Raw genomic sequence first — 22,227 nt, forward strand, 5'->3', positions numbered from 1 at the left:
CCGCTCTCCACTATGCAAGTATTAGCTTTCGACAAGCTGACGAGTCGTAGAAATGCAATGAGCTGATGGTCGATCGTCATTATACGTCTTCACCAGCCGACCGTATTTGAACAAGTTGCCCGCGAAAGCTGGAGATCAGATGGTTAAGACCAACAATCGTTTGTGAAGCTTGATCGGGTGAGCACGTTGCTCATCGTTTCGAAAGCTTCAATAGCGGAATACCAAAGCCACCACTAACAAAAACGTTTTGAGGCCGACATGCTGTAATCTCGGGCTCACGTCCCTTGCGATGCCTCCGAGCTCTGTTGACAATTTGCTTGCAGTCAGGCGAAGCGGCATGGAGCTTGACCTGGTCGGAGCGAGGCGGAAAGCCAGAGTGACGGCCGATTCAGCGGCCAAGAGCGGTCCCTCGGTCCTGGCGGGCCCATAGCAGATCCGTCAATCGCGACCTACTTTCAGGGAGACCGAGCAGAAGCCCGCCAGTCGAGAAAGAGCCCTTCGGCCTTCTACCGCTCTGGACCAATGTGCTCTCGATCCTTGCGCAATCGGCAGGCTCCGCGGCTGCGGCCGACTGTCGCGTAGTGTTAATGCATCGCGGTCTCGAGTGCGGCCAGCATAGCTTGTACGCAGTGAAGAGCCGAAATAAGTTCCTCGGATTCGGGGGCGGTCTCAAGTATGCTGGTAGAGCTTCGCGCGACCTACTGCTCGGCAGAGAGGCCCAACCGCGCGGAGGCCGCGCAAGCTCATTACCGTTTCCAGCGTGATCCTGAGAAGATAGCGTCGCTCCGCCTAGGCGTTAGCGCCTGCGGCTTGCAAGCGCTCGGATTCGATGCGAGCCTTTAGGTTATTCAGATAATCCTCCGCGTAGGACTGGGCCACCGAAACAGGCAGGTTGATGCCGGCCGTCGCGGCTTCTTGAATTGCCTGCTTCACCAAGCCTTCTCGCATTGCTAATTTGACCTCAGGTCCGGCGATGCAGCCCACCGCCTGTGCCGCAAGGCTCAGCCCGGCTTCTTCCAGCGCTTGCTTTATGTTGCCACCACTGATGGCAGTATGAAGAAGATTTGCGGCTTGCGCCTCGGCTTCGAGCACCATCGACGCCAGATCGGCCAATTCACCCAAGCCTGGAATCAAGCCAAGTACACCGACTGCCGTCGCGGCCCAGTCGAATACCTTAGAGCCAACTTTGAGCACGTCATTAAGTGCGTGCATGAAGGCGCCACCGTTCTTTTTGGGAGACTTGATGTCGGGCTGGTCTGCCATGCCCATCGTCATGTCCGCGACAGCGTCCTGCTCGGCAGGCGTTCGGACGGCATGCGTCTTCACTTGGTGAACGGTGCGGTTCGCACCCGACATGTTGTTGAAGAACTGGTTGAAGTCGCTGTTGCTGATGTTGCCGGAATCGACCGTATGGCCACCACCGAAGTCGAAGAACTTGTGGTGGGTTTTGTAGCCCGTAATCGCGTTGTTCATCAACCCGAACAACACAGGATCGGAGAGCAGCTGGGAGGCCGCCTTTCGCACCTCAGGCGCGAGGCTCTTATCATCGACCATGCTCGCCAGCTTTTCCCGGGTCAGGTCACCCTTTCCGAAGAAAGCGTTTTTGTTCTTGCTGATCGTATTGAGCGTATCGAGCTCGGCTTGCGTGAGATTGATCGATGATGAAGCAACCTGCAGGAAGTCCTCTTTGTGGACCTTGTCTATCGAGCCACCGTACAACTGCTTCCATTCATCCGGGTGGTCGAGGAAGTATTGAGCGGCCGCGAGGACCTGTGGCGGGCATTTGCCGGTTTTAGCTTCGCCGTCGACGATCCGCTTGAAATCCGCAAGGCTCAGGTTCTTAGGCAGGTTGTCGGCATAGCGATAGAGCTCGCGCAATGCATCGGTCTGGGTCATAACCGATGGCTCGCCATTCCGGGTGCCGTCGGAAGGGATGTAGTTTTGCGTATAGCTCTCTGCCCGCTGCTCCTGGAAAGCAGCAACCTGAGGGTGGTGATCGGAGAAGCCGGAGAGATCACCTGCTTTGATCTTCCCGCCGCAGCGGCCGTCACCTTGCGAGCCTATCGCATAGAAGAGCTCTGGGTCCTGTTGCAACGCCTCGATCGCCGCCTTTAGATCCGGCGGTGTGGAGGGATCGTTGGCCAAATCTCCAAGAGATTTCCAATCCAGCGGGCATTTGTCTTTGTGTCGGTTCAGCACCGACACAATCTCCAGCTCGGCATCAGTCAGTGTGCCGCTGTTCCACGTGATCCTGGAGCTTTGTACGGGTGCCTCTGCAATCTTCGGGGCGCTCGCAGCGGAGGAGGACTCCGCGGAGGATGTTTCTGGGGCCTGCTGACATGCGTCCAGTGCGGCCTTGATCTCCGGCGGAAGGATGTTCCGCACCTCCTGCGTGAGTTCCTCCGTCAGCTGCTTGACCGAGTCTGCAGCCGGCGGATCCTGTGGAGTGGAACGGTCATCGGCATTGTCTTTCAACGAGAAACTAGCCAGCATCGCCTCGAAGTTTGAAAGATCCCGCGCCGATGAGGGTCCGGGGGCCAGACCGGACAAACTCGAGCTGGCGGTTAGCGATAGGTTGTTGACTGACATTATACGTCCTCTGATTTGAGATCGCACCACAAGCCGGTCATGTGGCGCAGCCCGAGAATCGCGACGAACAACGAGCAAGAAACACTCGCTTCCGATTGCTCAGTGCGCCCCCAGCGCTCGGTTCCGCTACAATCTATAGGCACATCGCCGTCTAGATATTCACGCCACATGGTAGGTTCGATTAGCTTTCCAAAAGCTGACGGCGCCCAGAGGTTTCACAACGAGACGCGCAATGATGGTGTGCGAGGCGGTGATGGGTTCTCGATATCGGAATCGGCTTGCTTGTTATGCTCGATCGCTCGCCTCCGGGCCAACTAGGTCGATTAGCGAGGCCGTGTCTGCCGCTCTGCAGATGGTCACGTGCGCTGATTCGTGAAACAACGTCGCAGGTCTCTGCAGCATCCTATGGTGAAATCACCCACGCGTAGCGACCTCGCGCCTGCGCCCAACGAGAGTGTTGGCGCTTGCTTAGATGCTCGAAAGAGTCCGACGGTGTTGTGCGGACCCTATTGCCCCGAGCGGATCGAAGCTCAGCTGCACTCCGCATTCTTCATGTCATCATGCTTAGCCGATTGGCGAGTGTTCGCTCGAACCTACGGGTCAAAGGCAAGGGTCCAGCGACGGTTTGAGACGAATAACACCTTCTTCTCGCCATTCCGCCGTGTGAGGCACACCCAGGATGGTGAACGTTGTTGTCCGGACACCCCTGGTAGGTTTGAGATCGCAGCTTCTTAGCATTTCGATCTGAGCGGGCGTAGCTGTTTGGCCAGTGAAGACCCAGTCGTCCTTGGCGCGACGACCGTTCGCCATGGCGAAATCTCCAATTTCCGGCGGAGCAACCCCTGCGTGCAATGTGGGCCCGGCTTGAGACGGTCCAGCGTGAGGTGACCCGGCCCGCATGAACCAAGGCTCAAGATCTTGCCAAACTCCGAGATCGGAGGCGTCCGCGCGGTGTTGAGCGATCGGCTGTTGGGAATTGGACCGCTCGCCGCCGCTCAATGATGGCTCGACACGCGATGCTGCCTCCGAGTTCCTGCCCAATTAGGCCCTGGCTGTATTCGGGTATTTCATGCAATGCCATTAGTTCACGCTCAAACTCCCTTGGACCGGCGGGCGATGAGGACGAGTGGGACGCTGGGCTGTTGTCCGCCCGGCTTAGCGCGTCGAAGTCCATCCTGTTCCTCCTTTTGGACAACGGAGTGGCTTTCATTCTTATGCGACGAAGCTCATTTGCATGACGGACTTCATGCAGTTGTTCAAAAGCTCGCATGAGGCGCTAAAGTGGCAAAGCACGCTCACCGATGCTGCTGGCTAGAATTCTGGTTCGCATCAGTGGCTCCGGTTTGGACGTTTATTGCGCCACCCTGCGGCATCGGCCATCTACACATCCGCGCTCTGAAAATGCAGCAGTAGCTTTCGAAAAGCTGACAGAGGGCATAAGCAGACGCATTGCATCTCTTCCAGGCCATCCATTGCCATCAGGTCATTTCTTACCTGCATCAGGTGTGTGAACCACGCCGTCTTGATGTGGTGCCTCCGGCGAAGGAGCATCGTTCGGTCGTCCTTCTCGAATGACCACGCTGGAGGATCCCCGAAACAGCATCAAAACCGACTCGTGCGGCGGCTTTTCGGTACCGCTCGGGCTTCGCCGTGCCTGTGCCTCCGCCGCAAGCCCTTTTACTGTTTGCTCCACAAGCGCGACAAAGCGGGGTGGACCGGAGGCGAAGACGAGGCCATCTCCCGGTACGGGTCTCACGATGTAACGCTCGTCGGAGATGTTGAGCGCATCGAGTGCCGCCTTGAACGCATCAAAGCTGATTGGACTCAAGACCAAAAGGCGGCTTTGCGCCTCATGCGCATCGGATACGTAGAGCACCAGCCCATCGTAGTACCATTGAAGATTGTAGAGATTAATCAACCGTTCGAGGAACTCTCGCGGTGGGAGATCCGGCATTCGCCCGCGAATCCGCCCCTTCACCCCGGTGCTGACATTGACCCTGATCTTTAGGTTGTTGCCGAATTCCTGCAGTGCGGCCCCGAGGTCCTGATCCAGAACTGTGTAACTATAAGGCGTCGATGGCAGCGCCAGGGGAGCGCCGAGCGCCTCAACGACGCCAAAGCAAATGAAAACACCAGCGTAGAGAACTTTCGTCAAGATGTGGAGCCTTGTGGATGGGATGAGCATTCCAGCTATTTTTGCACTTGAGAACAAGCACCGGAATTCGTCCCAAAATGTGGAAGCCGATGCTTCGTTCCAGATTGGAAGCTACCCGTGATCATTAGATGACAGATGCTCGTCAGTTTTTGGTCAGCTTGCTTCTCCAAGGTGCGGCCCTTCGTGTGAACGAACGGCTCATCTCACCACGTGACAGAAATGATTTCCTCCATGCTGTTTGGCGTTACGTCGATCTCTGCCAACTCCGTCGAGTGTGCCTCCAACGGCTGTTCGCCGGCACACGCTCAGTTTGGCGAGAGTCTTGCGCAGGCGGCCTCGAACCAAGGTGTCGCCTCTTCTGTGACCGAGCACGCGCCAGCTCCATCGCTGCCGGAAGTGCAGCGCGCAGTGGCGCCGGCGAGCCCGCTAGGCGATCGCGTCCTTCAGAGCATTTCTGCTATTCACCAGGGCAAACCATTTCCGTCGGGTGCAGTTTCGCCGGCGCTCGTCGGCGAGCCTGATCCTACCAAGAATCTGCAGCTTGGGCCGGCCGCGCAACCGGTCTTGCGTGTGCAGCAAGTGGAGGTACATCCAGTGGGCAAACCGGAGGGTGCGGATCATTTCGACTCGGCGCTGACGAATCTGCGGGATGTTTACAACGGCGTCATCCAGGTTTCGCTCATCTCCAAGGGGACAGGTGCTGTCAGTTCATCCCTGAATAAGCTTCTATCGGCGGGCTGAGTGGGCCGTTGGCTGTCTTGACGAAAGACAAGATCGGTAATGGCCGGCCCGCAAGAAAGCGGCTTGATGCTCTCGTCCTGTTGCTGCTTTCGCTGACCCTCGCCGGTTGCAAAGCTGATCTGTATACCAAAGTTCAGGAGCGTGAAGCCAACGAGATGCTTGGGCTGCTCCTGAGCAAGGGCGTCGATGCCATCCGTGTCGTCGGTAAGGATGGGACCAGCACAATTCAGGTGGAAGAAAGGCAGCTCGCCTACTCAATCGAGGTGCTGAATGACCATGGCTTGCCGCGCCAATCCTTCAAGAGCCTTGGTGAGGTGTTCAAGGGGGCGGGCCTCGTTGCCTCTCCGGTTGAGGAGCGAGCCCGCTACGTCTACGCTCTCAGTGAAGAATTGTCGCGCACGATCAACGATATCGATGGGGTTCTCTCCGCCCGTGTTCATGTCGTTCTGCCGAAGAATGATCTTTTGCGACAGGATGCAACACCGTCCTCGGCGTCCGTTTTCATTCGACACGCCTCCAACGCGAAGCTCTCAGCCTTGCTGCCGCAGATCAAGATGCTCGTCGCCAATAGCATCGAAGGTCTATCGTACGACAAGGTGACGGTCGTGTTCGTGCCGGTTGAGCGAGCTCAGCATGAGGCCTCCGTTGTGCCTGCGGCAGCTTCCGCAGAACCAACCAAATTCGTCGCAACTCACATTGCGATCGGTGCAGGAGGTGTGCTCGCCGCGTTGGGCATTCTATCTTACGTACTGCTGAGCACACGTGGGCGACAGCTTCGTCAATCCTGGCGCAAAGTGACAAATCTCGGCAGAGGTGCCAGCAAGCCAGCGGTCCAGTCCGCCGGCAAAAAACTGTCCTCCGATCCGAAATAGGCGGCAAGCAGGTCCGTATCGATGGCATCCACTGATCCAAATCATTCACTCAACCCGCATCCCGATCGCGTGCGCGAGCTTGCCGCTTTGATTCATCCCGGCCGGTTTGCCGGCCATCTTGATGGGCTCCTGTCGGCCGCCACAGTGCTGCAGTTGCGGAAGTCTCCGAGACTGCAGCAAAGACTGGTCGAATTGCTAATGGGCAGTGAGCTGGTCTCGAACGGAACCGACTGGGGTAAGGACGTTCTGCTCGGGCATGATCCGCGTCGGGCGGCCCTGCTCGCCGGCAGTATCTGGCATGCGCGTTCGGTGCTCAAGCTTGTGTCAAAGCACGATGTAGCGATTCTGATCGAAAATATTGGTGCCGAAGCTCATGCTTTCGCAATCCGACACTTATCCAGCGCCGTCGCAACCACATCGATTGACGATCCGCAGAAGCTCGCGAACCAGATTGAACATGACGGATGTGCCTGCCTTGGTGCTTGGCTCAAGGACGCAACAGAGCTTGACCGTGTGCGCGTTCTTTTTCGCTTACCTGTGGGGACCACCGCGGAATCCCCAGCAGCCGAACACCACAATTCAGCGGGTCAGTTACTGTCTTTGGTGGTGGCGCACTTGGCCACGGAGGAGCCAGCGGTATGACGGCCAACGAAACAGTCTTGCCAGATAGCCCGCGGATACGGCCGCTTGGTCCGCTCATACCAGCCGCGGAACTCGGTATCTGGTACAATGCGGTGCAGACGCGCGCGCTAGCCGAGCGGTATCTGCGGCAGGTTCGCAGTTGGGCAAGAAAAGCCTATCAGCAGGAGCGGGAGCGCGGCCATTGCGAAGGTCTTAGGTCAGGCTCGGACGAAATGGCACAGCTGGTCGCCCGAGCTGCTTCCGATGTGGCCCGGCGAAAAGCCGTTCTGCAACGGGAGTTGCCACAGCTCGTGATTGAGATATTGACCGATTTGTTGGGCTCCTTTGATCCGGGTGAGATGTTGGTAAGGACCGTTCGTCACGCCATCGAGCAAAGATATGGCAGCGCAGAAGTATGCCTTCACGTGTCTCCTGTGAATGCTGATGCACTAAGGCATGAATTCGTGGCGTTCGATGGAACGGATAGTCGGCCGAAAGTCAGAATTGATCCGGACCCGGCCGTGGGGCCTGACCAGTGCGTTCTGTGGAGTGAGTTCGGCAGTGTCGATTTAGGACTTGCCGCGCAGCTCCGCACATTGCGTCTCAGCCTTAACCCATCTTCTCAGGAAAGCGCTCCGTGACGACGCAACGATCAGGCCATGATCAATCGGCCGGAGAAGGAGATGTGCATGCGGCGATAGCATCTCTAAGACTCGCAGCAAAGGATGTCGATACGCGTGCCGTGCGGGGGCGGATCACGCGTGCGATCGGCACCTTGCTCCATGCCGTGTTGCCAGGGGCCCGTGTTGGAGAACTTTGCCTATTGCAGGATCACGCTTCCGGATGGTCACTTGAGGCGGAAGTCATTGGTTTGCTGCCGGACGGGGTGTTGCTGACGCCCATTGGCGATATGGTAGGCTTGTCCCACCGCGCGGAAGTGCTCCCGACCGGGCGCATGCAGGAGGTGTCAGTCGGGCCCGACCTGCTCGGCCGCGTGATCGATAGCTTCGGCCGTCCACTCGATGGCAAGGGGCCGATAAAGACGGTCCACACGTGTCCGCTCCGCGGCAAGGCGCCCAACCCGATGAGGCGGCGTGACATCGAGCAGCCGTTCCCGCTCGGCGTTCGCGTGCTGGATGGACTTCTGACGTGTGGCGAAGGTCAGCGGATCGGAATCTATGGAGATGCCGGTTGCGGTAAGTCGACGCTGATGGCGCAAATTGTAAAAGGCGCGGCCGCAGATGTCACCGTGGTTGCGCTCATAGGAGAGCGTGGACGCGAGGTGCGTGAATTCATCGAACGTCATATTGGAGATGCCCTCGCTCGCACGATCGTTGTCGTTGAGACATCCGATCGATCGGCAATGGAGCGGGCGCAATGCGCTCATATGGCGACCGCACTCGCCGAGTATTTTCGTGATCAAGGGCTGCAGGTCGTTCTGATGATGGATTCGCTGACGCGCTTTAGCCGTGCGATGCGCGAAATCGGCCTTGCCGCAGGAGAACCTCCTACCCGGCGCGGCTTTCCTCCTTCCGTCTTTGCGCTGCTGCCTGGTCTGTTGGAGCGTGCGGGTATGGGTGAGCGGGGCTCGATCACGGCATTCTATACCGTGCTTGTCGAAGGTGACGGCACGGGCGATCCGATCGCCGAAGAGTCGCGCGGCATTCTCGATGGTCATATCATTCTTTCGCGCGCGCTGGCCTCGCGAGAGCATTTTCCCGCCATCGACGTGCTGTCGAGCCGAAGTCGTGTCATGGATGCGGTCGCCTCTGGTCCACATCGCAAGGCGGCTTCCGTTTTTCGCGATCTGCTCTCGCGCTACAATGAGGCTGAGTTCCTGATCAAGGTCGGTGAATACAAGCCGGGCAACGATCCACTGACTGATCGGTCAATCGAGTCAATCGAGGAACTGCGCGCATTCTTGCGCCAGGGACAGGACGAGCCGTCTAGCTTTGAGGAGACCGTTTCATGGATGTCGCGTCTGACGGCCTGAATCTCGTGCAAGCGTCGAAATTGCGGCTGGTAAAGGACATGAGAGAGCGAAGCGCGCTTCGTGAATTGTCGAACATGGAAGCCAGGCGCCAAATTGCGGTCGCAGCGCTGCAGCGAGCGTCTGAGAATCTTAAAGGCGCGGAGAATCGTCGCGCCAAGGCCGAAGCTGAACTTTATCAGGAGCTGGCGTCGCTCGAGATGATGTCCGTGACCGAGCTCGATCGTCGCTGTCAACTCGTCCTTGGGCGGCTGGCAGCAGAGATCGAATCGGCACGCCAGGCGCGTGAGCAGGCGCGCATCGCGCATGAGCAGGCCCAGCGGGCGGTGAATGAGGCGCGGACCATATGGGCCAAGCGTTCGGCGGCGAGCCAGAAATGGCAGGAGATTCAGGGCGATGTCCAGCGCACTACCGCTGTCCGTTCGGAGTTTGCAGCCGAAATCGATGCCGACGATGAGGTTTTGCTCCGATATCGGGGTGGTTCGCGCAGCCAGACGGTCGATGGCTCGAACTAATGGCTGGTTCTCTTATCACGTCGCGAGCTGCGCCCGCGGAACCTCTCGATAAATGCCATGGGTGACCCCGCACTATTTCAGCCAGCGGTAAAGCTGTCGCATGAAGTGGTCTCCTGGCTCAACGAGACCGCCGCACCGCGCACGGTTCTGCAGAGCCGCATCGGCGATAAGCCGCTATCGATCCGTATGAGCCGGCTTGTTTGGCAGGCCGAGCCATACGCCACATCGGTGCTCGACTGCGTATTTTGCGCCGAAGGCGAGACCGCTGTGTTGTCCTTGCCCCGCCTTCTCGTCGAGGCACTGATTTCAACGGTCCAGTATGGCCTTACTTTACCTTCCGACCCAACCCGCTCGCTCCTTCTCGAACTTGCACTGGAACCTTGGCTCGCTGCATTAGAGATCGTGCTCGCGCGGAATTTGCAGCTGATCCGCGTCGAAGACGCAACGGCCAAAGACCCCTATTTGGAGTTCGACGTTACTTTCGGGCCGGTGGCGGCCAAGGCCCGCCTGTTCTTGTTCGCGCCACTTGACGGTCTGGTTCCGTCTGCGTTTCGTCTGTTAGGCGAGTTGATCGGCCAATTACCGCGAGACTTAGGCAAGATTTCTTCGGAATTGCCGGTCGTGATTGCGAGAGAGATCGGCTCGCTGCGGGCGCCCGTCAGGCTTCTTCGTCAAGCACAGCCCGGCGACGCACTGCTGCCCGACGTCATTCCATTTGCCTATGGCCAGCTCATCCTCGCTGCGGACAAGTTGTGGGCGCCAGCGCAGGTCGCGGGCGACAGACTTATCCTTCGGGGACCATTCCGCCTGCAGTCCCATCCTCTAAGGTATGCAAATATGACGATACGATCCCAAGCGGAGCAAGCAATCCCGCCCTCGGAAGCCGACATCGACAGCGTTGAGATCACGCTTGTGTTCGAATGCGGCCGCTGGCCCATCCCGCTGGGTACGTTGAGAAGCATCAACGAGGGGCACGTGTTCGAGCTTGGCCGGCAGCTGGACGGTCCGGTCGACATTGTCGCCAATGGTCAATTAATCGGCCGCGGCGACATCATACGTGTCGGTGAAGCGTTGGGCATCCGGTTACTTAGCAAGTTGGCGGTCAATGGGTGACATTCAACCGAGCATCCTTGCGCTTGTTGCGGCGACCGCCGGTCTCGGCCTGCTGGCGTTCGCAGTTGTCACAACAACGGCGTTCATCAAGGTTTCCGTCGTTCTCTTCCTGATCCGCAACGCGCTCGGCACTCAATCCATACCACCGAACATCGTTCTGTATGGTGCTGCATTGATCCTTACCGTGTTCATAGGCGCCCCAGTATTCGAGCAAACCTACAACCGCGTGACCGATACGCAACTTCGTTACCAAACCGCCGATGACTGGTTGACCGCCGCCAAGGAAGGTAGCGAGCCGCTGCGCGCCCATCTCAAAAAGTTCACCACTGAGGAGCAGCGCACGTTCTTCCTCTCGTCGACGGAACATATCTGGTCGGAGGAGATGCGCGCCAACGCAACAGCCGATGATTTTGCGATCCTCGTGCCGTCTTTTTTGATCTCGGAGCTTAAGCGTGCGTTTGAAATCGGTTTCCTTCTCTATCTTCCGTTCATCACGATCGACCTGATTGTGACGACAATTCTGATGGCCATGGGCATGTCAATGGTATCACCAACAATGATATCCGTTCCTTTCAAGCTCTTTCTGTTCGTCACAATCGACGGCTGGTCGCGGCTCATGCACGGATTGGTCTTAAGCTACGCATCGCCGGGGGGGTAAGATGGACGAGGCCAGCATCCTCACCCACCTGAGCCGATCATTGGTCCTGTTCATGATCTGGGTTCTACCGCCGCTCCTGGCAGCCCTCGTGGCCGGATTGGGTATTGGCATCGTGCAGGCAGCAACCCAGCTCCAGGATCAAACCTTGCCGCTTACCGTGAAGCTCCTCGTCGTCGTCGCCGTGCTCGTTCTGTTTGCTCCGGTGCTGAGCGCGCCGCTGATCGAGCAAGCCCAGCGTATCTTCACTGAGTTCCCTGCGCTCACAGCGAGGTATTAGTGCACGCAGAACGCAGGCCTGTCTAAGTTTCAGCTATAGCGTCGCGTTGGTTAGCCTTCATTGCGAACCAAAAAAGAGCGAGTTCGTCATCTTATCGAAAGCTCGCCTCACTATTATGAGACGGATAGACATCCGAACTGTCCTGTTCGGCTCTATGAGCCTGCCGTATTCGGAGGACGAATGACCCCATTTGGAATTTCTATCCGTTCGATTCAGGTTTGCTTACGATGTGATGGAATTACCTGCTGAGAACTGGTCCTCGATGCACAGCCTGGCGAATTGTCGACGCAAGTGAACGGGCAACCGCTTTGATTGCAAGCGGCCCCACGATTCTGGCATTCTGGTGAATGAGCCTGCGAATGAAGGTACCGCTCGTGACAGATCTCCATAGACTGCGAAATTGATGAAACCTTTGAGGCCCCCAGGTCTCCAAATCGCGCTGCGGCCGGTGAGAGCAGAAGAAGCGTGGCTTGTAGGCCGCGCGCGATTTCGCCGGTGCTCTCATCGAATGGTCATACTTCTGCGCCGGATGGCTGTAGTCATATGGATGGTTGAAGCCGAAGTCGTCTGCCTTGTGGGAGGCCTGTCGCTCTGCAACCGCGCGGGACGCGAGATCTGCAGAGTTCTTGACGTCTCACATCATGGCGACGTGAGTGCGACGGTTGCATTGGCTGAAGGAACGACGAACTGAGCTCAAATGGATGCCTTGTCACCCAGCGAGACGCAAAATCTGATTCAGACTGCTGTCGAGTTCGTCGTTGCGGCCGGACTTGGCGCGGCCCGGGCCCTCGGCATTATGCTGGTTCTTCCGGTATTCACGCGACCGCACATTGGCGGGATTATCCGCGCAAGCGTGACGGTTGTGATTGGATTGCCTTGCTTGATGCAGATCAGGAACGGCTTGCAGACACTAGATCCGGGCACCCGTATGGTTGCGGTCTCGCTCCTCGGTTTGAAGGAGATATTTATCGGCCTGCTGTTCGGTTTTCTGCTTAGTATACCACTTTGGAGCATCCAGGCCATTGGTGACATCATTGACACCCAGCGCGGCATCTCCAGCCAGGTGGACGATCCTGCCACACGCAGTCAAACCGCCCCGATGGGGCTCTTTCTCGGGACTGCCGCGGTTACGATCTTCGTTGTATCAGGAGGTCTGCAGACCATGGTCAGATGCCTCTATGGAAGTTATCTGATCTGGCCCGTGTATCGGCTGCTACCGCCCCTGACTCACCACGGGGCAATGGAGTTTATCGGGCTTCTCGACCATATCATGCATACGACCCTCGTGGTTGCCGGCCCCGTGCTGGCTCTGCTGCTTCTGATCGACGTATCCCTCATGCTGCTCGGGCGCTTTGCGCCGCAAATCAAGCTGAGCGATCTCTCTCCGACCATCAAGAATGCCGCCTTTGGCATCATTATGGTCAGCTACGCCGTCTTCCTGATCGAATATATGGGAGCAGAGATCATTCGGTTCAACGGCGTGCTGGAGTGGCTCGAGAAGTTCTTGAAATGAACGACACGAGCGAAGAGAAAAACCTTCCACCAAGTCACAAGAAGCTGAGGGACGCGCGTAAGAAAGGGCAGAGCCCGCGGAGCGCCGACTTTGTGACCGCGGCAAGCCTTTGCGCTGGTTTCGGCTGCCTGTGCTTCAGGGCGGGCCCGATCGAAGACGGATGGCGCGAAGCCGTGCGGCTCACCGACAAGCTGCAGGAACAGCCGTTCAACAGTGCGGCCCGGCAGGCGTTGGTCGGATTGATGGACCTTTCTATAACAGCCGCGGCTCCCATCGTAGGTGCGGCGGTTGTCGCGGCGATTCTGGCCGGTGTCTTGGCCGGCGGCGGGCTGACGATTTCGGTTGAGCCGCTTAAACCCAGCTTTGAAAAATTGGACCCCGTCAAAGGGCTGAAGCGGATTGTCTCCCAGCGGTCGGTTGTCGAGCTTGGAAAGTCTATCGTCAAAGTTTTGTTTCTTGGCGCTACGTTCGTTTTCACTGTGCTCGCAAGTTGGAGGGCACTGGTATACTTGCCCGTGTGCGATTTGAGCTGCTTTGGTCTTGTCTTTAAAGAGCTCAAAGTGCTGATCGCGATTGCTGCCGGCGCTCTTCTGATTGGCGGCTTGGCCGATCTGCTCATTCAGCGTTGGTTGTTCTTGCGCGACATGCGCATGACACAGAGCGAAGCCAAGCGCGAGTCCAAGGAACAGGATGGTAATCCGCAGATCAAGGGTGAACACCGCAGGCTCCGCCGGGAGTCGGCGAACGAGTCTCCGCTCGGCATCCATCGGGCGACAGTGATACTGACGGGGCGAGCGACATTGATTGGACTGCGCTACGTTCGGGGCGAGACCGGCGTCCCGGTACTGGTGTGCCGCGGCGAGGGCGAAACGGCTTCACAGTTACTGGCGCAGGCGCGTGCCCAAGGTCTGAGCATTGTCGAGGATCATGTGTTGGCGCGTCAGCTGATCCGAAAAGGTGCGATGGGCAAGGCCGTTCCGATGGAGTGTTTCGAGAGGGTTGCAAAGGCAGTCTTTGCCGCCGGCCTAGTTTAGCGTCGTACAAAACAGCGATGCGCTCAAATCTCTGGTCAACGACCCAACTGTCCCAAAACCTGATCTGCAAGCTGCACGATCCCAAGAAAAGGATCGAGCAAAGATTGGATTCCAGGAGGCTCGTCGGCCGATTCCAAGACTGATATGGACAAGAATGACCAACCGACGTTCATGCTGCTGGGGTCTTACGAGCCGCTTATTGGGTCTCTGGCGCAACCCTGTTATGCGTTTCATCCTCCAAATTGCTCCTGTTGCCCGCCGACGTGGCCCCACGTGCGGTGATGGGAAGCACTGCACGATCACCACTGGTCGGCATGACAGCGCCATTGCCTAATAAGTCGCCAGGTTCATTGACCATGACCGCAAGGTTATTCCGGACTGAGCAGCCAAGGGTTGGATTGAACGAATTGTCGTTCACTGTAGGACCGACGATGGAGAGCGAGGGGCAGACCCGAGGATGGGCTTCGAAAGTGATCGCTTCGATCCTCACCCCGGAACGAGCCGGCAAATCCACACGAGAAGCGGACAGGCGGATGTTGTAGGTGGCAACGCCCATGGCGCGAGCCTCGTGGGCCACCTGTGCAATGAGTCTGGGTGGGCCGATGACACCCACATGGAGGGCATCCCGCCGGCCGCGACTCGTCGCTGCAATAAAGCTTCGCAGCCGATGCCGTTCGGGGCCACGAAGGCTCTGCAGGAACAGCACGCTACTCTTCTGCTCGACCTGGATCTCTTGGTCAGCCGGCGCGGGCTGGATCGAGGCAGTATTTGCGCAGCCCCCCAATGTTGCTCCAATAACGATCGGATAGCACAGATGTCCCAAAGTCATTTGGCGATCCTTATTCGATAATAAAGCCGGCGCTGCCGGTCAATCCTGGTGCGCTGGCGCGGGGCGCATTGCGCTCTCGCGGCGGCCGTGCAACCGTGTTCGTCAAAATCCGCCCCGCATCTGAGGGCGGTGAGATGCGGTCGCTCGGCGCACTCATCCGGTTCGGATTCGGTACGGGCCGCACGATGTAGGGCGTGACAATAATGACCAACTCGGTTTCACGTTTTTGAAACGATGAGGAGCGAAAAAGCGCGCCCAGGATCGGCACATCGCCGAGCCAGGGAAACTCGCCGATATCAGTGTTGAAGTTGCGCCTGATGAGGCCGCCGATTGCAAAGCTCTGACCGCTGGCGAGCTCGACCACCGTGCTCGCCCGCCGAGTCGAGAGGGCAGGGACCGCCATGCCATTGATTTTGACTTCGCCTTCGCTCGACAATTCGCTGACTTCGGGCTTCACACGGACATTGATTTGATTATTGTTGAGAACCGTCGGAACGAACTCGAGGCTCACGCCGAACTGGCGAAATTGGACGGAAACCTGCCGGTTGTCCTGCATCACCGGAATGGGGAATTCGCCGCCGGCGAGGAAGCTTGCGGCTTCGCCGGACATGGCCGTTAGATTCGGCTCAGCCAGGATTGAGGCGAGGTGCTCGCTCGCGAGAGCGTCGAGAACAGCGCTCAGGTTGGTATTGCCGGCGCTAAACCCAATCCCGATCGTGCCGCCGCCGCCGGCCGCGCCGGACCCACCGCCTTTGCCGGTCACAAGGAAAGCGCCGTTTGGGCTCGAGGCCGTGAAGTTGATGTTGAGATCCTTGACGGCGCTGCGGGAGACTTCTGCCACCCGTACGCTGAGATTCACCTGCAATGAGCCGGCGACCTGGATCTTGTTGACAACCAGCGCGCCCGCGCCAAGAAACTGCTCAGTGACCTTCCTGGCGGTCTCGACGACGTCGGCATTAGGCGCCGTACCGCTAAGGATCGCGCCGCGCGGGGTATAACTGACCTGAATTGGATAGTCGCCGACCTCGGCCTTAAGCGCTGCCCGCAGATCCTCGATCGGTTGGGTGACGACAACACGTAGCTCGGCGAGAGCCTCTCCGTTGTCGTTCAGGGCAAACAGGCTCGTCCGTCCGGCCTTTTTGCCAAACACGAAAATCGTGGTGTTCGATGGCGCCTGATAATCCGCAATCGCCGGGTCGGCTATAAAAATGCTCGCAGCCGGCCCGGTCAGATGAACTGTCTTGCCCTGTGAGGAGGTAAGGTTGATCGTGCCCGTGGTGCTACCAGGCGCCGCACGTGGCGGTTCCCCTTTGCTATCGCGCCTTGTCTGAGCTGTGACAGCAAGCGGAAATAGCAGAGCGAGTGCGCACAGGACGTACCTGAGGCGGGGAAAAACGGCATAGAGCGAGCCGCTGGCGATCATCGGCGGCTCGCCGGCGTCATTGTTAGCCACGTTCAAGGGAGTGCTGCTTTCAAGTTCGATCGGCTAGGCAGCCGATGCTGCGCCGATGAGTTCGAGGGTGTAACCGACACCACGCGCGGTCTTGATCCTCAGCGTTGCGCCCGCTTGGCTCAAGTGCGTGCGTAAGCGATAAATTCCGACTTCCAGCGCGTTGGTCGAGACCTCATCGTCAAATGCATACAAGCTATCTTCGAGCGATGCGCGCGGCACGGTACGGCCCGCGCGGTTGAGCAGATGTTCAAGAATGCACACTTCGCGGCGCGCAATTCTCAGTATTCGACCACCGATCGAGACTTGTCTTGCGATCGGATCGAAATGCAGATTCCCGAATGTCACAACCGGCGCCATCATTTGCGTTGACCGTCGCAAAATGGCTCGCATGCGGGCAATGAGTTCGTCGATAGACACGGGCTTGGGCAGAAAATCATCCGCGCCCGCATTGAAGATCGCAATCCGCCGGCTAAGATCATTGAGACCGCTCATCATCATAGCCGGCATTGATCGTCCCTCGCGCCGCAACTGCTTCAGCCAGTCCAATCCGTCTCCATCGGGCAAAGCCGATTCGAGCAGGACCATGTGGTAGTTCGCGCAATCGAGCGCGGCCGCCGCCTCATCCAGCGTGCGGGTCACGTCGACGGCGAAGCCACAATTTAAGAGCGCTTCCTTCACGTCGCGGGCAAAGTCCGCATGATGATCAACCAAGAGAATTCGCATTCATCTCCTCTCGTCCGTCCTCGGCAGGACTTGAGCGTGTCACGCCGACCATGAGATTCGGCGGAACCCAGAGGCTGCCGCTTTGGCGTGAATTCGAAAAATTGTAAACGACACGCAAGACGTTGGTGGCGGGCGACCCATGTCTGAGCGTCCATCGTCATCGGATAGGCGGCGGCCTGCGGCGGATCGCCTGTGCGGGCGGGCGCGTTTCAAAATTTCCCTTACGCCGGCCAGAGCTCTGCAAGCTCTCACGAAGCCGAGAGGCCTGGCCGCGCGCTGATGCATCTGTAGGCCGAGCATAGCCGTGCCTGCATGCACTACACGAGCGCCTGCAGTAGCGATCGCGCCAAACCGCCCGAACGAAACGAAAGCGCAGGCGAGAGCGGCTGTATTTGCCGCCGAACAGACTTGCGAAACCGACATTGGAAACTCCCCAAGTTCGCCTTGACCGCGGTCAGTCCTGCAAGGCTGTTGAGCCCGTAGTGTCGTCAAGTCACGACAACGCAATTTTTCCGCGTTTGAAGGCACGCACTATGCATCGGCCAATGGCTGGAAAAGGCCAACATGCGACGAAACGATCAACACGCCCATCTGCGGGATAGACATCCTCTCGCTAGCCGGTGATAGCCAAGCACGATGTCAACTGTCCCGAAGTTCGGTCGCTCCGGAGACGTTCTCCGCCGCGGTCGAGCGAATGGTGCGAACGAAGGGCAGATTGAGTCCGGCGTTGCTGTCTGGCATTGTCTCAGCTGGTTACGCCGCCTCCGTTTCGTCAGACAGAGTGAACGGCGCAGGAATGATCTAATCTCAAGCTTGGACTCGGCCTGTGGTCGGCATAGGCGAAATAGCGATTGCCCGCGTTGTTCTCGCGCGCTGGATCCTGGTCTGGCTGCGAGAAGGACGCTGCGTCCTGCGCTCACAGAGCAGATAAGCGACGTAAGCTCTGAAGGGGAGCAGTCGAGTAGTGTGGCGAGGCGGATCGGCTGAGCATGGAGGTTTTGAGACGTTCGCAATTGTTGCTACCTGTCAGGAACAGTTCACGCGAGCGGATTCTGTCGCGAGACTGTCGGAAATCCTACAATCTGACGCTGCGGGAGATTCAAGTGCCTTTAAAGGCTCCTTGTAGCGGTGCCCTCAAATTCAAAATCGTTGTGAGGCAACGGCGACACAGTTCGGCCATGCCGTTGACCTGCGCGTGGCAGTCGGTCTCGCTCTGTCCAACGTCGTGAGCATTTGTCCGTCCAATTGAGCGTAGCGCCAGAAACCCTTTGAAGTGCGCGAAGAGGCAGTCGTTCTTACTAAGCTTTGGGTAAGCCATGACCCTAGAATCGGGCGATCCGATCCGCCTCATACGTGGCAATTTAGCGGGAAGACCGTGGCGAGGCGCGGGATGCGTCCATGTGACGATAGGAGCTAACGTCCGAGATGCAGACGGCCGATCGCGCGAGCCAAGTTGTTCGGCAAGGGACTGAGGAGAGAATCGATTGCCAGACGTCAAATGCGGCCTCCATACATTGCGATCGACTATGGGGCTCTTAGGCGTGCTCGGCAAAATCGATTGTTTTGATGGAACACATCCAGGTGGCGGATCGGCCGTACTGCAACAGCGCCGCTTGCTGCGGACCAGTGAATACCTGATAGGATCGCCACCGAAATACCTGTTGGTTGGCCGCGCGGTTAATGTCAGGCCGGGCTAGCTAAGGCGGGCAGCGTTCAGCGGCTTACCTCGCCGGCCAACCGTGGTGGCAGCTAACAAATTGATGCCGGGCGATGTCACAACGCAGCCAAGGCGCCAGGATGCTCCAACAAGCGCGCAGGGGAGAGAGGATGGTCCGGCGTCCCCGCGTCCGTCGGCGGTGTATCTTCCGGCGCAGCTCTCAACCGCTGTACCGCTCGATCGGCGCATTGATCGGGCCATCCGTCACCCCGCCATTATGCTCAAGCTGTTATGCGTGAGGCGGAGCTGGTGCGCTGTTTTCCAGTTCTTCCTGCTCGAATGCCAACGAACCTGCCAAATGGCGCAGTCGACAGACGATCTACTCATTGCTCTCGCGGTTATAGGGATTTGCTTCGCTAGCGGTCCGGTAGCTTTCCAAATTGCCGCCCAGGAACAGGCGATCGGTTTCTCGGGCTGGCGTTCTGCCCAGTGAGCACATCAAATCGACGTCCTCATCGATGTTGTCCTGATCTTCGGCATTCATTCCAAGCCCAATGCTACTCAGCACGCCGTCGGTGGTCCAGACAGTTGGCTTCGGTACCGTGTAGGTGTGCAGCGCGTCCGCATTGTTGGCGATCGCTCTCGCCCAAGGATCGCGAGAAACGGCGAGTTTTGCCGGATCCTCGACCAACGATACGAAGGGGAATGCTGTTGTCTTGGCGCGCATATGCCAGCTCGGTCCATAGGATACCGCTCCAGAGGATCTCCAACGGAAGAATGATCCCGAGCCGTGGTGCGGACATGCGGTATTGCGCTCGTGTTTTCTTCCATGCGTGGCTTGCAATCATTGCCCTCATTCTGAAAACGCCGCAGTGTGACATATGACGACCCCACCACCTCGTCGAATAGGCGGTCCCGATCGACAGGAGCTGCGGTCGCCGATGATCAATGTGCTGTTTGTTTCTCGGCAAGGTCGATCTCGTTCCGAAGCGCTTCAAGAGTGGCGCCTGTCAATGCGGCAAGCTGAGTGCGTGCGCTGACAATGATGAGACTGGATAGCGACTAATTTCCGGCTCACCTCGTTTGGCGCAGACGACGACGTGGAAACCGCGTGATTTGCCTCTAAGGAGACTGAATCCGAGGTCGGGTAGACCGAACATGAGTCGTTTAGATCCAAGTCATTCAGCTGCTGCTCAAAGCTTTCTTGATCTTCTGAACTGTGTGCCGGTGCGCCGGTCTGTGCGTTAAGCTCGTCCGATTGCCAGTCGACACTGTGCGAGTGCTGCAGCGCGTCGTGAACCTCAAAGGGAGTGTCTGCGGCATTCCGCGGATCAACACTCATTTCTCTCTCTCCCTTCGAGTGCCGGCTGTCGGCGTAGATTGTTGCAGGTGCTTCTTTCGAGAAGCTGACGGACCAGGAAGGAAGCCATTTAGGTTTAGCCTTTTGAGGGATGCCGAATAGGGTCAGTCAGTGAGGCGAGCGGTCAGCTGGCGGAAGCCGCCCAAAGCAACGGATCAATTGTCGGTGCCGCCTTGTGTCTTCTGGTATTGCTGTTTCGACTAGGCCGAGATCGGGCGCCTTGACGGAGCTTGATCCGACCGCCGCGTCAGGTTCGCTCCACCACTTCATTGCGGACCCGTCGTCCAGGCCAGACAGTCCTAGCACATATCAAGATGGACAAGCTGGCGCATGCGGCTGGTCGGAGTGTTCTTTCGGAGATCGTCTGCTCATGCAGCAGATGTGAGAACTGCATGCTCTCGGTCGTTGGGCCTGCGATGGAGGAGTGAGATCGGTTGCCGTTTGTGGTTTCCAAGCGGCAGACGCTCGATCAGATCGTTCTAGTCGACGTCGCGCGAGGCTAAGCCACTTCCGCAAACCTGACATACGAGGTCGTGATGTCGGAATAGCCATCACAACTACTTGCGCCTGGCTGCGACAGGATGTTTTTGTCGCAGGCGCGAGCGCGCTTGATGTCTGAAATCAGCCAAACGGTTTGCGAGCACGACGTTTTAAAAACGAGATCTGTGGTACTTATCGAGGGAGAAGAGCATATGAAGTTTACTGGCATAGGAGTGACGATCCTGTTGTCCTTGCTTTCGACCGCAAGCGTGAGCGCGCTGGCGAGAGCCGATGAGCCTTCGCCGAAATACACCGAGGTGCTCAATGCCCTGCAGGCCGGGAAGAATGTGAAGCTCATACTGGACATGAGCCGCTGTACCACTGCGGAGGCTGGCAAGCCTGCGTCGGCGACGCAGGCCGGTCTGGTCATCAATGCCTTCAGGGTGACCGCCCAGAACGGCATCAGCTTCTCCAATGCGCACCAAACGGTCGACAGCTCCGGACATGCCGTGACCGAGTACATCCGCCATAGCCTCAGCCGCGAAGGCAAGCTGACGGTGCGAGCCTCGAAGCTGGTCGTCGGGACCACCGAACTCGTGTACCAGGGCGAATTCATCTGCGAACTGCCGGATGGCGCAAAGTTCATCTGGTAACGAAGAGCACAGGACAGGGGAATGCGCTTCGAAGGCTTGATACTTTAATCGTGTGGACACCTTCGCAAGCCATGACACGGATCGTTTCGATCGCCAGGAACGGCCAGAGTGTTTCTGGCCGTCTTTTCGTCGGAAGAGGCATCGAGTTGCACGAACTTGCTGCAGTTCGATCAAGGCAACTTACGAGGGCCGTCGATCTCGATTCGATCTCAGTGATTGGAAGATCGGCGGTTCAGGCTATCGTGTATGGGTTGGAGCAAGGCCTCTCAGTTGAACGCTCCAGATTGGCTCGCCAAGGTACGTCCGCACGCCGTCCGCGCTTGTGATGACATTACTTCCATCCCGTCAAGCCGCGAGCCCGTGTTGATGACGCTCGTCCCTCGGCCACCAGGATGCGCTCGTGTCTTGCATCCCGCGTCTTTTCGGATCCTTTCACCTGAAACCTCCGTGCTGCCGAATGCGGCCATATCGGATTGAACCATCCCGCTTAAGATCATGCTGGGACTGGCGGCCGGGGGTTTGCTCGCCGCTAAAATTGTCGGTCGGACTCAGTTCTAAACTCTCTGAAAGCAAACGATCGACGTGGTTTCGCCAGCTTGAACAGCTGCCCGAGGTGCCGACGAGCACCTCGTTCAGCCAAATTGCGGCCGATGGAAGAGAAGGACGCGGCCTCCGGGTAGGCTTTCGGCCGTGTAGGGCTGACTGTGGATCAGAAAACGGGTCATTGGGACCTCTTGGCTCGGCAGAAAGCCCAGGTTTTGAAGCATATCGATCACGACAGGCGAAGCCTCTTGGGGCCGTGCCTCCAGTCGTCGCCCAACAACTCTCCGAGTTCAGGCACTTGCGGGGACGGCTGATGGCCCGATCCCGGTGCGGCAGACGGCAGTGGAATGTTTGACACCAGCGCCAAAGGAGCGTCCTTTCGCACGAACGAGGAGAGCGGATTAAAGCCAGGTGCAAGGCCGCCGTAGGCATGCGGGGGAGCCGTCGGCGT

The 22,227-nt window shown here is 58.1% G+C and carries 18 protein-coding genes; 12 read left to right on the forward strand and 6 right to left on the reverse strand.

Features of this window, described 5'->3' with window-relative positions; genetic code table 11:
* Window positions 1-789 precede the first annotated feature (789 nt).
* Both CVM73_RS18215 and CVM73_RS18220 read right to left on the reverse strand, forming a co-directional pair.
* Window positions 790-2,589 (reverse strand): HrpF/NolX family T3SS translocon protein, encoded by a 1,800-nt coding sequence (locus CVM73_RS18215; RefSeq protein ID WP_430641306.1) that lies wholly within the window; start codon window positions 2,587-2,589, stop codon window positions 790-792.
* 1,483 nt (window positions 2,590-4,072) lie between these two features.
* Window positions 4,073-4,774 (reverse strand): secretin N-terminal domain-containing protein, encoded by a 702-nt coding sequence (locus tag CVM73_RS18220; protein WP_100233321.1) that lies wholly within the window; start codon window positions 4,772-4,774, stop codon window positions 4,073-4,075.
* A 189-nt stretch (window positions 4,775-4,963) separates the two neighbouring features.
* On the opposite strand from CVM73_RS18220, the gene CVM73_RS39735 reads away from it, so the two are divergent.
* The 11 genes from CVM73_RS39735 (at window position 4,964) to CVM73_RS18275 (ending at window position 14,078) form a co-directional block, all read left to right on the forward strand.
* Window positions 4,964-5,485, forward strand: a complete 522-nt coding sequence (locus tag CVM73_RS39735; RefSeq protein WP_158237577.1) for a nodulation protein NolB — start codon at window positions 4,964-4,966, stop codon at window positions 5,483-5,485.
* A gap of 8 nt (window positions 5,486-5,493) precedes the next feature.
* A complete protein-coding gene (sctJ, locus tag CVM73_RS18230; protein WP_167406912.1) occupies window positions 5,494-6,357 on the forward strand; it encodes a type III secretion system inner membrane ring lipoprotein SctJ in 864 nt (287 codons plus the stop codon).
* 21 nt (window positions 6,358-6,378) lie between these two features.
* The gene (locus tag CVM73_RS18235; RefSeq protein ID WP_100233322.1) at window positions 6,379-6,999 is read left to right on the forward strand and encodes a nodulation protein NolU; all 621 of its coding nucleotides are present in this window, start codon (window positions 6,379-6,381) and stop codon (window positions 6,997-6,999) included.
* On the forward strand, window positions 6,996-7,619 hold the full coding sequence (sctL, locus tag CVM73_RS18240) for a type III secretion system stator protein SctL (RefSeq protein ID WP_100233323.1): 624 nt from the start codon (window positions 6,996-6,998) through the stop codon (window positions 7,617-7,619). The genes CVM73_RS18235 and sctL overlap by 4 nt, the downstream gene beginning before the upstream one ends.
* Complete coding sequence (gene sctN / locus CVM73_RS18245; protein WP_100233324.1) at window positions 7,616-8,971, forward strand: type III secretion system ATPase SctN; 1,356 nt, start codon at window positions 7,616-7,618, stop codon at window positions 8,969-8,971. The genes sctL and sctN overlap by 4 nt, the downstream gene beginning before the upstream one ends.
* A complete protein-coding gene (locus CVM73_RS18250) occupies window positions 8,947-9,483 on the forward strand; it encodes a hypothetical protein (RefSeq protein ID WP_100233325.1) in 537 nt (178 codons plus the stop codon). Before sctN ends, CVM73_RS18250 begins: the two co-directional genes overlap by 25 nt.
* A 57-nt stretch (window positions 9,484-9,540) precedes the next feature.
* Window positions 9,541-10,596 carry a type III secretion system cytoplasmic ring protein SctQ gene (gene sctQ / locus CVM73_RS18255; RefSeq protein WP_100233326.1) on the forward strand — a complete coding sequence of 352 codons (1,056 nt, stop codon included), beginning with the start codon at window positions 9,541-9,543 and terminating at the stop codon, window positions 10,594-10,596.
* On the forward strand, window positions 10,589-11,254 hold the full coding sequence (gene sctR, locus CVM73_RS18260) for a type III secretion system export apparatus subunit SctR (protein WP_100233327.1): 666 nt from the start codon (window positions 10,589-10,591) through the stop codon (window positions 11,252-11,254). The genes sctQ and sctR overlap by 8 nt, the downstream gene beginning before the upstream one ends.
* A gap of 1 nt (window position 11,255) precedes the next feature.
* Complete coding sequence (locus CVM73_RS18265; RefSeq protein WP_027563378.1) at window positions 11,256-11,531, forward strand: EscS/YscS/HrcS family type III secretion system export apparatus protein; 276 nt, start codon at window positions 11,256-11,258, stop codon at window positions 11,529-11,531.
* A 697-nt stretch (window positions 11,532-12,228) separates the two neighbouring features.
* Window positions 12,229-13,044: a type III secretion system export apparatus subunit SctT gene (sctT, locus tag CVM73_RS18270; protein WP_100233328.1), complete on the forward strand. Its 816-nt coding sequence runs from the start codon at window positions 12,229-12,231 to the stop codon at window positions 13,042-13,044.
* On the forward strand, window positions 13,041-14,078 hold the full coding sequence (locus CVM73_RS18275) for an EscU/YscU/HrcU family type III secretion system export apparatus switch protein (protein WP_100233329.1): 1,038 nt from the start codon (window positions 13,041-13,043) through the stop codon (window positions 14,076-14,078). Before sctT ends, CVM73_RS18275 begins: the two co-directional genes overlap by 4 nt.
* A gap of 196 nt (window positions 14,079-14,274) precedes the next feature.
* Here the strand turns inward: CVM73_RS18275 and CVM73_RS18280 are convergent, their stop codons facing one another.
* The 4 genes from CVM73_RS18280 to CVM73_RS40980 form a co-directional block, all read right to left on the reverse strand.
* Window positions 14,275-14,907: a CpaD family pilus assembly lipoprotein gene (locus CVM73_RS18280; protein ID WP_100233330.1), complete on the reverse strand. Its 633-nt coding sequence runs from the start codon at window positions 14,905-14,907 to the stop codon at window positions 14,275-14,277.
* A gap of 10 nt (window positions 14,908-14,917) precedes the next feature.
* Window positions 14,918-16,366: a type II and III secretion system protein family protein gene (locus CVM73_RS18285; protein WP_100233331.1), complete on the reverse strand. Its 1,449-nt coding sequence runs from the start codon at window positions 16,364-16,366 to the stop codon at window positions 14,918-14,920.
* Between the two features lie 27 nt (window positions 16,367-16,393).
* The gene (locus CVM73_RS18290; protein ID WP_100233332.1) at window positions 16,394-17,083 is read right to left on the reverse strand and encodes a response regulator; all 690 of its coding nucleotides are present in this window, start codon (window positions 17,081-17,083) and stop codon (window positions 16,394-16,396) included.
* Between the two features lie 2,036 nt (window positions 17,084-19,119).
* Complete coding sequence (locus CVM73_RS40980) at window positions 19,120-19,467, reverse strand: hypothetical protein (protein WP_245452327.1); 348 nt, start codon at window positions 19,465-19,467, stop codon at window positions 19,120-19,122.
* Window positions 19,468-20,711: 1,244 nt separating this feature from the next.
* Here CVM73_RS40980 and CVM73_RS18305 point away from each other — a divergent pair.
* Window positions 20,712-21,233 carry a VirK family protein gene (locus tag CVM73_RS18305; protein ID WP_245452328.1) on the forward strand — a complete coding sequence of 174 codons (522 nt, stop codon included), beginning with the start codon at window positions 20,712-20,714 and terminating at the stop codon, window positions 21,231-21,233.
* The last annotated feature ends 994 nt before the right edge of the window (window positions 21,234-22,227 follow it).

This window comes from Bradyrhizobium forestalis (genome assembly GCF_002795245.1).
GTDB lineage: Bacteria > Pseudomonadota > Alphaproteobacteria > Rhizobiales > Xanthobacteraceae > Bradyrhizobium > Bradyrhizobium forestalis.

Bases quoted from the DNA above. Each gene is read 5' to 3' on its own strand.
- CVM73_RS18215 (WP_430641306.1), bottom strand. From the start codon at position 2,589: ATGTCAGTCAACAACCTATCGCTAACCGCCAGCTCGAGTTTGTCCGGT.
- CVM73_RS18220 (WP_100233321.1), bottom strand. From the start codon at position 4,774: ATGCTCATCCCATCCACAAGGCTCCACATCTTGACGAAAGTTCTCTAC.
- CVM73_RS39735 (WP_158237577.1), top strand. From the start codon at position 4,964: ATGATTTCCTCCATGCTGTTTGGCGTTACGTCGATCTCTGCCAACTCC.
- CVM73_RS18235 (WP_100233322.1), top strand. From the start codon at position 6,379: ATGGCATCCACTGATCCAAATCATTCACTCAACCCGCATCCCGATCGC.
- sctL (WP_100233323.1), top strand. From the start codon at position 6,996: ATGACGGCCAACGAAACAGTCTTGCCAGATAGCCCGCGGATACGGCCG.
- CVM73_RS18250 (WP_100233325.1), top strand. From the start codon at position 8,947: ATGGATGTCGCGTCTGACGGCCTGAATCTCGTGCAAGCGTCGAAATTG.
- sctQ (WP_100233326.1), top strand. From the start codon at position 9,541: ATGGGTGACCCCGCACTATTTCAGCCAGCGGTAAAGCTGTCGCATGAA.
- sctR (WP_100233327.1), top strand. From the start codon at position 10,589: ATGGGTGACATTCAACCGAGCATCCTTGCGCTTGTTGCGGCGACCGCC.
- CVM73_RS18265 (WP_027563378.1), top strand. From the start codon at position 11,256: ATGGACGAGGCCAGCATCCTCACCCACCTGAGCCGATCATTGGTCCTG.
- sctT (WP_100233328.1), top strand. From the start codon at position 12,229: ATGGATGCCTTGTCACCCAGCGAGACGCAAAATCTGATTCAGACTGCT.
- CVM73_RS18275 (WP_100233329.1), top strand. From the start codon at position 13,041: ATGAACGACACGAGCGAAGAGAAAAACCTTCCACCAAGTCACAAGAAG.
- CVM73_RS18280 (WP_100233330.1), bottom strand. From the start codon at position 14,907: ATGACTTTGGGACATCTGTGCTATCCGATCGTTATTGGAGCAACATTG.
- CVM73_RS18290 (WP_100233332.1), bottom strand. From the start codon at position 17,083: ATGCGAATTCTCTTGGTTGATCATCATGCGGACTTTGCCCGCGACGTG.
- CVM73_RS40980 (WP_245452327.1), bottom strand. From the start codon at position 19,467: ATGCGCGCCAAGACAACAGCATTCCCCTTCGTATCGTTGGTCGAGGAT.
- CVM73_RS18305 (WP_245452328.1), top strand. From the start codon at position 20,712: ATGTCTGAAATCAGCCAAACGGTTTGCGAGCACGACGTTTTAAAAACG.